This window comes from Hymenobacter armeniacus (assembly GCF_014699055.1).
In the GTDB taxonomy this organism is placed as follows: Bacteria; Bacteroidota; Bacteroidia; order Cytophagales; family Hymenobacteraceae; genus Hymenobacter; species Hymenobacter armeniacus.
Genome location: NZ_JACXAC010000002.1, coordinates 351010 through 363961, shown reverse-complemented (window position 1 = coordinate 363961; position 12952 = coordinate 351010). Strand labels below are relative to the sequence as shown.

Below are 12952 nucleotides of genomic sequence, written 5' to 3'. Positions count from 1 at the left end.
TTCCGGCTCGATTTTCCCAGCCCTTGCCCACCACTATGTCTGCCGACCTACAGCCGCTGCTCGACGCCCTGCAATTTTCGCCCGATAACCTGCCCCTGCGCCAGCACCTGGCCCGCCAGCTCAACGCCGCTGGCCGCCATCAGGAGGCCGAAACCCTGTGCCGCGACGGCCTGCGCCAGCACCCCACCGACGACGCTTTGCGCCTGAGCCTGGCCGAGGCCTATTTTGCCAGCAACAAGCATTCGGCCGCTTTCGTGGTAGTAGAGGAACTGCTGGACAAGCACGCCGACAATGCCGCTGCCCACCTGCTACACGCCCGCCTGCTGCTGGCCGCCGGCCAGCCCGCCGAAGCCCGCGAGGCCTACGCCCACGCACTGGAAATCAACCCCGGCCTGGCCGACCGCGACCTCGGCCAGGCCCTGGAAGCCGCCGCGCCCGCCCGCCGCGTGCCCGCCAGCGGCTACAGCCCCGCGCCCGCTCCCGACGCGGACGAACCGAGCCCTCAGGACAAGCTTCTGGGCCTGGAACGGCCGAAAATTAACTTCGCCGACGTTGGCGGCATGGAGGCGGTGAAGGACGAAATCCGCCTCAAAATCATTCATCCGCTGCAATTCCCGGACTTGTACAAGGCCTACGGCAAGGCCAGCGGCGGCGGGCTGCTGCTCTACGGCCCGCCCGGCTGCGGCAAAACCCACCTAGCCCGCGCCACGGCGGGCGAAGTGCAGGCCAGCTTCATCAGTGTGGGCATTGCCGACATTCTGGACATGTGGCTGGGCAACTCCGAGAAAAACCTGCACCAGCTGTTCGAGCTGGCCCGTAGCCAGGCGCCGTGCGTGCTGTTTTTCGACGAAGTGGACGCCCTGGCCGCCAACCGCCACGACCTGCGCCAGAGCGCGGGCCGCACCGTCATCAACCAGTTTCTGGAAGAGCTGGACGGGGCCACGCGCTCCAACGAGGGCGTGCTCATCATGGCCGCGACCAATGCGCCATGGCACCTCGACCCCGCCTTCCGCCGCCCCGGCCGCTTCGACCGCATCACGCTGGTGACGCCGCCCGACGAGCCGGCCCGCGCCGCCATCCTCGACATCCTGCTGCGCGGCAAGCCGCTGGCGCCCGGCGTGAACACCACGGCCGTGGCCGCCCGCACCGCCGGCCTCAGCGGCGCCGACCTGATGGCGCTGGTAGACGGCGCCGTGGACGTGTGCCTGCGCGCCTCCATGCGCAGCGGCCGCCCCCTGCCCATCGAGCAAAGTCATCTGCTCGACGCCGCCAAGCTGGTGAAGCCCAGCACCAAGGAGTGGTTTGCCACGGCCCGCAACTACGCGCTGTACTCCAACGAAGGCGGGCTGTACGACGACATTCTGGTGTATTTGGGGGTGAAGAAGCCGGGGTAATGTAATAGTCCGGACTGGCCCGGCTGCCAACGACGATTTCGACATGAACACCCCGTCCAAAAAACGACTCAGTGCGCGGTTGCCCGGCATGCAGCGCATTTGGCTGCTGCTAAAGCTCAACCGGCCGCGGCTGGCCATGGAGCTGGCCCAAGTGCGCCTGGCCAGCCAACCCACCGACCTTGGTGCCCGGCTAGCCTTGGTCGACGCGCTGCTCTTGGACGGACAGGCTATGCGGGCACTGGACCAGGCTAAAACCGCCGTAGGTCAGGCTCCCGAAAACGCCGACAGCCATTTTGCGCTGGCGCGGGTGCACGGGCAGCTCGGCAACCTGCATACGGCTGCCCAAGGCATGCGCGAAGTGCTGCGGCTCAATCCTTATGAGGCCGATTTTTTCGCGTTTCAAGCTCAGGTGCAATTCCTCATTCAGGCATATGCCAACGCGGTGGCAGCGGCCGAATCCGGGCTTTCATTGCACCCGCGGCACGGCGAATGCCTGTTGTGGCTGATGCGGGCGGCGGAGCAACAAGGCCATCTGCCCATCGCCGACGCAGCCCGGGAGCGTTTGCTGGCGGTGGCCCCGAACAGTGGCCTCGTACACCGCGCAATAGGCCAGCTTCTGCTGCGTCGGGGCGAGGCCACTCTTGCCGCCACCCACCTCGCCCAGGCCTTGGCCTTGGAGCCCACGCAAGCCGCCAGCTTGGTGCCCCTGCTCCGGCAGGCGCGGCGGTGGGAAAGCTGGCCGCCGGAGCTACTGCGCCTGGGCGATTACGGACGCGCCCCCTACCTGGCAGGCTGGTCTGCTGTTCCGAGCTTTTTTGTCCGCGTTGTTTGCGCGCCGGTGGCCTGGTACTACATGACCGTAGCCAATGCCAAAACCAAGCAAGACCCGTTGTTTCAGCGTGAGCCCGGCCCGCCTGCTCCCGCTATCGGAACCAAGGAGGACCTGGATGTTCTGGCAAGCGCGACGACAGCCTCGCCAGGTAAATGGCTGGCTTTTGTGGGCTTCATTGGCCTGCTGGGCTGGATTTCGGTAGCATGGAAGCTCCCGCCTGCTGGGGTCGCAATCATCGCCTTTTTTCTGGGCCGCAGCCTGCTGCGACAACACCGCTAACTTTCTGGCTTGCCGCCTGCCCTTTCCGTGCACCCTACTCCGCAAAGCCTCCCTTCGTTGGCTAGCATCTGGCAGCTGCTGGAGCTGCACCGGCCCGCCCTGGCCGAAACAGCCGCACGGCAGCGCCTGGCCGCCGACCCCGCCGACTGGCCCACCCTGCTGGCCCTAACCGAAGCCCTCCGGCAGCAGCAGCGCCTGGAAGAAGCTGCGTACACTGCCACCACGGCCATTCAGGCGGAGCCCAACGCCCATGAGGCGCACTTTGCGCTGGCGCAGGCATTGGGCATGCAGGGAAAGCTGCGCCGAGCCGACATTTCCCTCCGCCAGGCCCTGCGCCTGAGCCACCGGGAGCCTCGCTACCACGCGTTTCGGGCCCAGCTTTTTTATTTACAGCGCAGCTACAACGCGGCCATCAGTTGCGCCGAAGACGGCCTGCAGCTGGCGCCCGAACACGCCGACTGCCTGCTCTGGCGTGCCTTAGCTCAGGAATGCCTCGACCAACCGGCCGCGGCCGACGATGACTTCCAGCGCCTGCTGCGCGTGGCCCCGGAAAGCGACCTGGTACACGCCCGCCTGGGCCGGGTGCTGTTCAACCGCTACCAGCCCGCTGCCGCCGACCGCCATCTTACCGAAGCGCTGCGCCAAAACCCCGCCCTGGCGGCCGAGCTGGTGCCGCTGTTGCGGGAAGCCCGCCGCCAGCAGTTGTGGCCCGAGTGGCTCTTGCGCAGCGAGCGCCAAGGCGCCGAACGCCGCGCCCTGGGCCTCGACCCTGGCCTGGGCATGCTCTTCCACCGGATTAGGGGCACGGGCGCGGTAACGCGGGCGTGGTGGCGCACAAGGCGCGCCCCCTTGTTCCGCCACCCCCTTCCGCCAAACCCGCATAGCCGCTGGCGCTGGCGACTAAAAGTGTGGGGCGTGGTGCTGGCTATTATCGGCGGCGTCATCGGACTGACCGCACTCAGCGTGCAGCTGGGTTTGCCGGCGATGACGGGTATCATGGTTGGGTCCGGCTTGCTGGCCATTGCGCGCTACCTGAACGAGCAACGCGACGACGACGACTAAAAACCAGAGTTTCCGGAGGCTTGGTTGCGGCGTGGCGCGTGGCCCCACTGCCCAAGGCAGGCTATATTCGACTCAGCTTGCTGACCGGCCCCGGCACTCCGCCGCGCGGGCACCCTACCCTTCTACTCGTTTGGAAAACGCTACCGACTACCTCCCCCGCGTGCAATTGCTGCTGAGCCAGCACCGGCACGCCCACGCCGCCCAGGAGCTGCGCCGCCAACTGGCGCAGGACCCGCACGACCCGGTGGCCCACGCCCTACTGGCCGTGTGCCTGCTGGAGCAGGAGCAGCTAGCCGAAGCGCAGTCCGAAGCCGAGTTGGCCATTCACCTTGCGCCCGAATACGACTTCGCGTTCTACGCCCTGGCCCTGATTGAGAACCGCCGACACCGGTCCGAGGAGGCCCTAGCCGCCATCAACGACGCTCTGGCCCTCGACCCCAACGACGCCGACTACTACCACCTACTGGGCCAGCTGCGCCTGCAAAGCGGCCAGTGGCAGGCCGCCCTGCAAGCCGCCCAAACCGGCCTCGGCCTCGACGCCGAGCACGCGGGCCTACACGGCCTGCACGCCCGCGCCCTGGCCCGCCAGGGCCGCCCCGACGAAGCCGGCACCGCCGCCCGCTCGGCCCTGAGCTATGCGGCCAGTAGCAGCACCACCCAGGCCCAGGCCGGCTGGGTGGCCCTCGAAACCAACCGCCCCAAAGAAGCCCTGGAGCACTTCCGCGAAGCCCTACGCCTCGACCCCGAATCAGACTTTGCCCGCGAGGGCCTGGTGGAGGCGCTGAAGGCCCGCTACTGGGTGTACCGCACGTTCATGCGGTTTGTGTACTGGTCGGGCACGCTGAGCGAGGGCGCACGGCGCGGCTTGTTTCTGGGCGCCTGGGTGGTGGTGCGCTTTGTGCGGGTGCTGCTGCCGGTGTACCTGCTGTTTGTGTTCCTGAGTTGGTTCGCCGACGTCATTTTTGAGAGCCTGCTGCGCGTGAGTGCCTACGGCCGGCTGGCCCTGAGCGAGCGGCAGACGCGGCACTCCAACCAGTTTCTGGGTTTGCTGGCGGTGGCGGCGGGCGCACTGGCCGGGCGGCTGGCGGCGCCAACCGTACCGGGCACCAGCACGCTGGGCATGGTGGCGCTGGGGCTGCTGTTTCCGCTGGCGGGCACCTGGCGGCTGCCGGCGGGCACACTGGCCTGGCAACGCTCTCGCTGGGCTGGCTTAGGGCTGGCCGCGGTGGGCGTGCTAGGCGTGGCGCTGGAAGTACTGGGCCTGGGCGGCGACGGCGTGGCGTTCGGCGCCTTTCTCATTGGTACGCTGGCCTACACATGGGTTTTTGCCCTGCGGTAGTGGCCGGGGGCAGGGGGCTGTTGAACGACGTAGGGGCGGGGCTTGCCCCCGCCCGGTTATTAAACAGAATCGTTGAACGGAATCGTTGAATCGGTTCTGCCGACCGGGCGGGGGCAAGCCCCGCCCCTACGTCGTTCAAATGAAACATTACTTGCCGCGTTTCCAGCGGTAGTATTTGCGGTACCAGGCCGACGTTTTTTTGAACAGGCTGCTGGTCGACTCGTTCGGGAACATGTTGATGCGGAACACCTGCATGCGGTCGTCTTCAATGGTGAGCCCGCCGGTGTCGGTGGCTACGCCCAGGGCGAAACCGGCGGCGCGCACCGTTTCTTTCACGGGCTCATTGAGGTCGCCGTAGGGATAGGCGAAGCTCACGACGCTGGTGTGCAGGGCGGTTTCCAGGGCGGCTTTGCTACGCGCTATCTCCTGCGCAGCTTCGGGCAGCGGCAGCGTGGTAAGGCGGGGGTGCGACATGGTGTGCGCCCCGATTTCCCAGCCCGCGGCCACGAAGGCCTCTTTTTGCGCCCGGTCCATGATGTCGGAGCGCGGCTCGGTGGGGTCGGCGGCCAGGTCCCATTGGTTATAGCGCACGTCGAAGTCGCCGAGCAGATAGAGCACGCCGCGGTAGCCGTACTGCTGCATGAGGGGCAGCAGGTTGGTGTAGTTGTCCGTGTAGCCGTCGTCGAAGGTGAGGACGATGGGGCGGGCCGGAAACTCGCTCAGCGGCCGCTCGCCGGCGGCAAAGCTGAGGTAGTCGGCGAAGGTGATGGGCGTGAGCTTACGGGCCTTGAAATAAGCCAAGTGCTTCGCAAAGTTGTCTTTGGTGACGTAAATCTGGTGTTTGGTGGCCAGCGGCGCGTCCGGAATTTTGTGGTACATCAGCACCGGGATGAAGGCCGGAACGGCTTTGCGCATACGGGCCACCTGATAGATTTCGAGCACCCGAGCCGACACGGTGGGCAGGTCGTAATGCGCCCGCACCTGCTGCTGCAGGGCGGCTGTCACGGGCTGCGGCGCCTGCAGGTAGCCCCACGCCGCGGCCAGCACCGCCGAAAAATCTACCGCCGACGGTGCCTGCCGGGCCGAGATGTCGCCAAAGTTGGAAGCCGCGGCCGCGCCGAACGTGGCTTCAGTCACTAGGCCCTCGAAGGTGGCTTCGCCCAGGGCCAGCACCGCCCGGCCCGCGCCCAGCGCCTCTATGGCCACCCGGCCCGCCCCGATGACCAGCGTAGTGCGCGCCAGCCAGCCGGGCACGTCGCGGGTGAACCCAACAACTTCCACCCGCTCACCAAACTCGGCCTGCAGCTGCGCCAGGGCTGTTTTTCCGGCTTCGGGCAGGTGCTCCAGCTCGCCGCCGATGAGCGCCACGCGCAGCGCCGGCAGCTCGCGCAGCAGCACCGGAAACACCTGCTGCAGCAGGGCCGCTGCCCGCTCGCCCTTGCCGCCGTTGAAGCGCCCGATGAATGCGATTCTCAGCTCGGAGGGAGGACCCGTGGCCGATGAAACCGCCACGCCAGGCGCCTTTTCATTTCCAAACGCCACCCCGTTGGGGATTTCCACGATTTTAGCCGCAGCCATTTTCACTTCGGCCACCAGGTGTTCCCGCAGGTTGCCGCAAATGGCAATGACTTTGTCGCCGTAGATGTCGAAAAGCGAAGTGGAGGCGTGCAAGTGCTGGCGGCCGTGCACGGTGCTCACCAGCGGCACTTTCAGGCCGCGCAGAGCCAGGTGGCTCACCCAGCTGGCCGCCCGCGAGTGGGCGTGCACTACCTGGATGTCTTCGGCCTGAATGAGCCGGCGGATAAGCCGGGCATTGCGCAGGCGCTGGCCGTAGCGGCGGTTGCTGATGGGCGCCGGCACCAGCGTGGCGCCCGTGGGCAGCTGGGCGGCGTCCGATACCAGCCAGACGCGGTGCCCCTGGGCACGGTGCGCTTCGGCCAGCTGCACGGCATAGGCCACGGAGCCCGCAAAAAACTCAGCCGAAAGAACGTGGAGAATGCGCATGGCGCAAAGGTATTGCCAGGCTGCGGGTAGCCCGGCAATACCTTTGCGCCAACTCCGAACAGGGCATGGTCATGCTTTGCTGCGCGCTGCATGACGTTCTTCGCTCAATGCGGGCCGCTAGTTGAATGCCCGGCCGGCCACGTTGTCCATGTATTTCTGGCCGTTGCCGGTGTTCAGGAGCAGCACGGTTTCGTCGGGGTGCAGCCAGCCGGTGCCGAGCAGCTTGCGGGCGGCCATCCACACGGCCGCGCCTTCGGGCGCCACGAAAAGGCCTTCCTGCTGGCCCAGGTCGCGCATGCCGGCCAGCATGTCTTCTTCGCTGATGCTCACCACCGTGCCGTTCGATTCGCGCAGCACGCGCAGCATCATGGCCTCGCCCAGGGGGTGCGGCACGGCCAAGCCGTTGGCCAGCGTGGGGCTGCCGTGGTAGGCGTGGCAGTTGGCCTGCCGGCCGGCGTAGGTTTCGAGCAGGGGGCAGCAGTTTTTGGCTTGCACGGCCACCATGCGCGGCAGGCGGGTTTCGGGCGCGAGCCAGCCCAGAGCCTTCATTTCCTGAAACGCTTTCCAGATGCCGATGAGGCCGGTGCCGCCGCCGGCGGGGTACAGCAGCACGTCGGGCAGGCTCCAGTTGAGCTGCTCGGCAATTTCGTAGCCCATGGTTTTCTTGCCTTCGAGGCGGTAAGGCTCTTTCAGGGTCGAAATGTCGAGCAGGGCACCGTCGGCGTTGCGCTGGCGCACCCGGGCGCCGCAGTCGCTGATGAGGCCGTCGACCAGCTCCACCTCGGCCCCGTACCAGTAGCATTCTTCCTTGAAGGCCTGGGGCGTGTGGCGGGGCATCACTACCACGGCCTTGAGGCCGGCGCGGGCACAGTAGGCGGCCATGGCCACTCCGGCGTTGCCGGCCGTGGGGATGATGCAGCCGTCCACGCCCAGCTCTTTGGCCTTGGACACGGCCATGCTCAGGCCGCGCGCCTTAAACGAACCGGTGGGATTTTGGCCCTCGTCCTTCAGCAGAAGCGAGGACAGCTCGTGGCGCGCGGCCAAGCGCGGCAAGCGCAGCAGGGGGGTGAAGCCCTCGCCCAGGGTCACCTTGTGGTCGGGGTTGAGCAGGGGCAGCAGGGCGCCGTAGCGCCACATCGAAGGGTCGGCCCGGTCGATGATGTCGCGGCCCAGCGGCTCAAACAAGTCGTAATCGGCCACCAGGGGCACGTTGCAGCAGGCCGACACGCGCTGCAATTCAAACGCCGAGTAAGCAGCGCCACACGCCGAGCAATGCAGGGTGCTAAGGCGGGAAGGAGATTCGAGGGCCACCATTTTCATGGGGCAAAGTACGGGAGTGGCCCGGCCGGGGTATGCCTTTTTGGGATGGGCTTTTGGAATAGCCTATGCCTTCCCGGAATAATAGCGCTTAGTAAAAAGGAGGAAGTCCCGGTACGGCGCGTTGTTCTCAGTGCCTTTGCGCTGGATGAAATTGAACTCCCGCTTGAGCGGAAAGTTATTGATTTTCACTTCCGAAAACTCGCCCGAAGCCAACTCCTTCAGCACGGCCTGGCGGGGCAGGAAGGCCAGGCAGTTGTCGACGCGCACGAAGTTTTTGAGGGCTTCGGTGCCGCCCAGGCGCACGCGCACCGGCAGCGCGGCCAGCTTGATGCGGTGCTGCGCCAGGGCTTCTTCCAGCACGGCCAGGGTGCCGGAGCCGGCCTCGCGCAGGGCCAGCGGCGTGCTGAGCAGGTCGTGCACTTCGAGGATGCGGTGCTCGAGCGGGTTGTTGGCGGCGCACACGGCCACCACGTCGTCGGTGAGCAGGGGCGTGTACGTCACGTGGCTCACCTTGTGAATGCCTTCGATGATGCCCAACTCAATTTCGTGGTCGAGCAGGGCCCGCAGAATGTTGTCGGAATTGCGGTTTTTGAGGCTGAGCTGGCGGTTGGGGTGCAGGCGCAGGTAGGCCGACACCACCGGCGGCAGCACATACAGCGAAATGGTGGTGCTGGCCCCGATGAGCAAATGCATGCTGGGCGCAAAGTCGGTGCTCAGCGCGCTCATTTCCTGGTGCAGCTCCTGCTGCAGCTGCTTGGCCTGCAGCAATTTCTGGTAGAGCTTGAGGCCGGCCGGGGTGAGCTGAATGCTGCTGCCCAGGCGCTCAAACAGGCCGGTTTTGTAGTGCTCCTCCAGCGCCTTCACCTGCTTGCTCACCGCCGACTGGCTGATGAACAAGGTCTGGCTGGCCTTGGTGAAGCTGAGGCGCTGGGCCACTTCGAGAAAAACTTCGTGCGGATGGGAGAGCATAAGGGAACGAAGCTAACGGGTGCGAGAGACATGGCCCCGGGCCACCCCAGTAAACTCGTCTTCAACGCCCAAAAAGTTGCCGCCGCAGGGCCTCGTCCTGCTGGTACACGTCGGGGTAGAAGCGCAGGCGGCCCGCCACCACCGCGCAGGTGGCGTAGCGCACGTGCAGCGGCATTGCGCGCGGGGCCGTGATGCGGCGCGGCACGGGCGCAGCGGCCAGCGCGGCCTCGGTGGGCAGGGTGGCCCGCAGGCTGTCGGCGTCGCGCAGCAGGTAGGCCGCCAGCTGCAGCGGGTGCTCCATGCGAATGCAGCCGTGGCCCAGCGCGCGGTAGGGCCGCTTGAAGTCGTGCGCGTCGTAGGTGGCGTGCAGGTAAACCTGGTAGGGATTCGGAAAGCGAAAAATGACCGACCCCAGGGCGTTGCCCGGCCCCGAACGCTGCCGAATGGTGTAGCGAAACCGCTTCTTGTTCACGTCCCACCAGTCCACGGCCGTGGCGTCTACGGGCTGGCCCTGCGCGTCATAAATCAGGAACCGGTGCCGCGCGGCATAACGCGGGCTGTGGCGCAGGCGGGGCAAAATCTCTTCCGTGGCAATGCTGTAGGGCACGCGCCACTCGGGCGCCAGCGTGAACACCCGCAAGCGGCTGCTGAACGTGGGCGTGGGGCTTTCGGGCTTGCCGATGACGAGGCGGTGGGTTTGCAGCACGCTGTCGCGGTGCACCACTTCCAGGGTGTAGGCCGGCAGGTTGACCAGCACGTAGCCGGTATCGGCAATGGGCTGCCAGCGCCAGCGCTCCAGCGTGAGGGCCAGTTGCTGGGCGCGCCTGATGCGGGCCGAGTCGCGCCCCCAGGGCTGCCGGCGCCAGTGGGCCAGCGCCTGCTGCAGCTGCCGGTACTCGCGGTGCGCGGGCTGGCAGCGCAGCAGGACGGGCACAAAATCGGGCGCGGCGAGGGCCCGGGCTAGCCAGGCCGCCGGCACAAACGCCGAATCGGCGGCTTCGAGCGGCGACGGCGTGAACTCGCGCAGCTGGCCCCGGCGCAGGTGGCGCGCAAAGCGCAGCAGGCCGTCGGTGAGCAGCACTTCGAGGCGCGCCTGCAGGGCGGCGCGGCGGGCTGCAGGCACGGGGGAATTCAGCGCCGAAGCCAGCGCCTGCAGCGCGGGGCCGTGGTAATTCACCGGCTGCAAGCCGTAGTCCTCGGCGCCGAGCAGCAGGGCCACGGCGGCTTGCCCCTGGGCGTTGAGGCGGGAGGCTTCGCACCAGGCCGGGGCGCCGGCCCGCCGCTGGTAGAAGTCGCGCGTGCCGCGCAAGTCGTGCCACTGCAGAAGGCGGTGGCCGGGCGTGGCTACAGTGTCGAGCAACAAGGCCTCAATGCGGTCGGCCAACGAGTCGGACGCCGCGCGGCTACTGCTGCCTCCGGCCGGTGGCCGGGCAGGTGCAACGGGCGCGACCGGCCGGGCTGGGCCGGCGGTTACCAACGTCAGCAACAAGGCCAACAGCAAGTAACCTAGTCGTCGCATAAGCACTCGGAGTAAGGGGGGGTTTTCACCATAGAAGCCCTGCGGATTGAAGCGGAAAGCGGCGCGTTTATATTCAATTTATACAATATTTGTAATAGAATCAATACCGGAGCAGTACACACGGTGCACAAACCAGCTTCAACGCGCCAAAAGCGCCCTGGCCCCGATAAGGCATTGCCCGCGAGCCCGCGCAAATAAGCCAACTGACTATTATTTAAAGTCTATATTTACACCATGCGCCCTTTGTTCTGCATGATTGGCTGTGGCCTGCTGCTGGCCGGCTTTCTGGGATGCGCCCGGCGGCCGGCGGCGGCATATCAGCCGGTGGCGGCGGAAGCAAGCGTCCCCGCCCCGCAGCTGCTGTTTCTGAGCTGCCGCCTCACGGCTGCCCCGGCCGGCACCCAGGTGCAGGTGCTGCAGGCCCAGGCCGTGCCCGGCGACCTGAAAGCGCCGGACCCCGACGCCGACGTGCCCAACAACGTGCGCGTGTCGCAGCTCAACGGCCAGGGCCAGCCGCTGGCGCAGGTGCGGGTGGCGCACCCCTTGCGGCGCAGCGTGGAGCACGTGGCCGACGACCAGCGCACCTTTCAGCGCAGCGAGGTGGTGGTGCCCACGGCCGAGCTATTTGTGCGCCTGGCCCTGCGGCCCACCGCCACCGCCATCCGCCTCGAAGAAGTGGTGGACGGCAAAACCAACCTGCTCACCGAAATCCCCATTCCTCGCAAATCCTAAGCGCCTGCCCCATGAAGAAACTCGCTACCCTTTTGCTGCTGGTGCTGCTTGGTGCCGGCCTAACCTCCCCGCTGGCCGCCCAGACTTTCCCGGTGGATACGTTGATAAAAACCGGCCCGCTCACGAAGCGCATCAACCTGGTTTTCGTGCCCGATGGCTACCAGGCCAGCGAGATGCCGCTGTTTCTGAGCCGGGTGAACCAAGTGCTGACCAGCTTCTTCGGGCAAACGCCTTTTCAGGAGTATCGGCCGTATTTCAACGCCTTTGCCATCAAAGTGCCGTCGATGCAGAGCGGCAGCACGCACCCGCGCACGGCGCCCGATTGCGCCAGCACGCCGGCCTTCACGGCCAGTACTTATTTCAACAGCACGTTTGACTACGCGGGCATTCACCGCCTGCTGGTGCCGCAGGCCAATGCCGCCATTGGCACGGTGCTGGCCAGTAGTTTCCCGCGCTACGACCAGGTGTTTGTGCTGGTGAACCACGCCGAATACGGCGGCTCGGGCGGCACCTGGGCCACGGCTTCGGCCAACGCCAGCGCCACCGAAATCATGGTGCACGAAATCGGCCACTCGTTCGCCGGCCTGTCGGATGAGTACTGGGCCGGGCCGCAGTACGCCCGCGAAACGGCCAACATGACCCAAACCACCTCCCCCACCACCGTGCGCTGGGCCCCGTGGATGGGCTTCAACGGCATCGGCATCATCTCGCACTCCACCGACCCCAGTTGGAAGAAGCCCCACGCCGGCTGCAAAATGCAATACCTGGGCCCCAATTACCCGTTTTGCGCAGTGTGCCGCGAGGCGTTCGTGGAGAAAATTCACACCCTGGTTTCGCCGCTGCAGGCGTATTCCCCCACCGCGCTTAACATCAACGCGCCCACCCAGAACCTGGCGTTTGCGCTGACGCTGCTCCAGCCCTTGCCCAACACCCTGAAAGTGACCTGGACGCTGGACGGCACCGCCATCGGGGCCCGCAACGCCACCACGGCCAACGTGGCCCTGAGCCAGCTGCCCGTGGGCAGCCACGTGGTGCGCGCCACCGTGACGGACACCACCGCCCTCACCCGCCGCAGCACCCACGCCGCCCAGCACACCTACACCGTGAACTGGTTTATCAACCGCACCGCTACGGCCGTGCGCATGGCCTCGGCCACGGCCGAGTACGAGGTGGAAACTTACCCCAACCCGGTGGGCGACCTGCTGAACCTGAACTACACCCTGCCGCGCACGGCGCCGGTGGTGCTCACCCTGCACGACGCCGCCGGCCGCACCATCAAAACGCTGCGCTATAACCGCCAAGCGCCCGGCCGCTACCAGTACCAGCTGCGCCCCGAAGACCTGGGCGTGCGGGCCGCCGGCACCTATACGTTGCTGATAAATGTAGACGGCGTGCTGATTTCGCGGCAGCTCATAAAAGAATAAAGGACGGGGGGCGTTGAGGGCTTACTTATTCCGACCGTTCTGCTACCTTCCGGCCGGAATTTACCCCCTTTCCTCCCC

General features: G+C 66.5%; 10 protein-coding genes. 6 read left to right on the top strand and 4 right to left on the bottom strand.

The window, feature by feature from the left end; translation table 11 throughout:
* The first annotated feature begins 35 nt into the window (after window positions 1–35).
* The 4 genes from IC234_RS05975 to IC234_RS05960 all read left to right on the top strand — a co-directional run bounded on the left by IC234_RS05975 (window position 36) and on the right by IC234_RS05960 (window position 4906).
* On the top strand, window positions 36–1394 hold the full coding sequence (locus IC234_RS05975) for an ATP-binding protein (RefSeq protein WP_190922941.1): 1359 nt from the start codon (window positions 36–38) through the stop codon (window positions 1392–1394).
* A 43-nt stretch (window positions 1395–1437) separates the two neighbouring features.
* The gene (locus IC234_RS05970) at window positions 1438–2505 is read left to right on the top strand and encodes a tetratricopeptide repeat protein (RefSeq protein ID WP_190922940.1); all 1068 of its coding nucleotides are present in this window, start codon (window positions 1438–1440) and stop codon (window positions 2503–2505) included.
* A gap of 57 nt (window positions 2506–2562) precedes the next feature.
* Window positions 2563–3567 (top strand): tetratricopeptide repeat protein, encoded by a 1005-nt coding sequence (locus IC234_RS05965; protein ID WP_190922939.1) that lies wholly within the window; start codon window positions 2563–2565, stop codon window positions 3565–3567.
* Between the two features lie 130 nt (window positions 3568–3697).
* Window positions 3698–4906: a tetratricopeptide repeat protein gene (locus IC234_RS05960; RefSeq protein WP_190922938.1), complete on the top strand. Its 1209-nt coding sequence runs from the start codon at window positions 3698–3700 to the stop codon at window positions 4904–4906.
* Window positions 4907–5053: 147 nt separating this feature from the next.
* Here the strand turns inward: IC234_RS05960 and IC234_RS05955 are convergent, their stop codons facing one another.
* The 4 genes from IC234_RS05955 to IC234_RS05940 all read right to left on the bottom strand — a co-directional run bounded on the left by IC234_RS05955 (window position 5054) and on the right by IC234_RS05940 (window position 10718).
* Complete coding sequence (locus IC234_RS05955) at window positions 5054–6910, bottom strand: polysaccharide deacetylase family protein (protein ID WP_190922937.1); 1857 nt, start codon at window positions 6908–6910, stop codon at window positions 5054–5056.
* A 117-nt stretch (window positions 6911–7027) separates the two neighbouring features.
* Window positions 7028–8230 carry a threonine synthase gene (locus tag IC234_RS05950; protein ID WP_223827514.1) on the bottom strand — a complete coding sequence of 401 codons (1203 nt, stop codon included), beginning with the start codon at window positions 8228–8230 and terminating at the stop codon, window positions 7028–7030.
* A 63-nt stretch (window positions 8231–8293) separates the two neighbouring features.
* Window positions 8294–9199 (bottom strand): LysR family transcriptional regulator, encoded by a 906-nt coding sequence (locus tag IC234_RS05945; protein WP_190922936.1) that lies wholly within the window; start codon window positions 9197–9199, stop codon window positions 8294–8296.
* A gap of 61 nt (window positions 9200–9260) precedes the next feature.
* Window positions 9261–10718: a L,D-transpeptidase scaffold domain-containing protein gene (locus IC234_RS05940; RefSeq protein ID WP_190922935.1), complete on the bottom strand. Its 1458-nt coding sequence runs from the start codon at window positions 10716–10718 to the stop codon at window positions 9261–9263.
* Between the two features lie 234 nt (window positions 10719–10952).
* Between IC234_RS05940 and IC234_RS05935 the strand changes: the two genes are divergently transcribed.
* Both IC234_RS05935 and IC234_RS05930 read left to right on the top strand, forming a co-directional pair.
* Complete coding sequence (locus IC234_RS05935; RefSeq protein ID WP_190922934.1) at window positions 10953–11450, top strand: hypothetical protein; 498 nt, start codon at window positions 10953–10955, stop codon at window positions 11448–11450.
* An 11-nt stretch (window positions 11451–11461) separates the two neighbouring features.
* A complete protein-coding gene (locus IC234_RS05930) occupies window positions 11462–12874 on the top strand; it encodes a M64 family metallopeptidase (protein ID WP_190922933.1) in 1413 nt (470 codons plus the stop codon).
* The last annotated feature ends 78 nt before the right edge of the window (window positions 12875–12952 follow it).

Coding starts and splice junctions, on each gene's coding strand:
- IC234_RS05975 (WP_190922941.1), top strand. CDS start 36: ATGTCTGCCGACCTACAGCCGCTGCTCGACGCCCTGCAATTTTCGCCC.
- IC234_RS05970 (WP_190922940.1), top strand. CDS start 1,438: ATGAACACCCCGTCCAAAAAACGACTCAGTGCGCGGTTGCCCGGCATG.
- IC234_RS05955 (WP_190922937.1), bottom strand. CDS start 6,910: ATGCGCATTCTCCACGTTCTTTCGGCTGAGTTTTTTGCGGGCTCCGTG.
- IC234_RS05950 (WP_223827514.1), bottom strand. CDS start 8,230: ATGAAAATGGTGGCCCTCGAATCTCCTTCCCGCCTTAGCACCCTGCAT.
- IC234_RS05945 (WP_190922936.1), bottom strand. CDS start 9,199: ATGCTCTCCCATCCGCACGAAGTTTTTCTCGAAGTGGCCCAGCGCCTC.
- IC234_RS05940 (WP_190922935.1), bottom strand. CDS start 10,718: ATGCGACGACTAGGTTACTTGCTGTTGGCCTTGTTGCTGACGTTGGTA.
- IC234_RS05935 (WP_190922934.1), top strand. CDS start 10,953: ATGCGCCCTTTGTTCTGCATGATTGGCTGTGGCCTGCTGCTGGCCGGC.
- IC234_RS05930 (WP_190922933.1), top strand. CDS start 11,462: ATGAAGAAACTCGCTACCCTTTTGCTGCTGGTGCTGCTTGGTGCCGGC.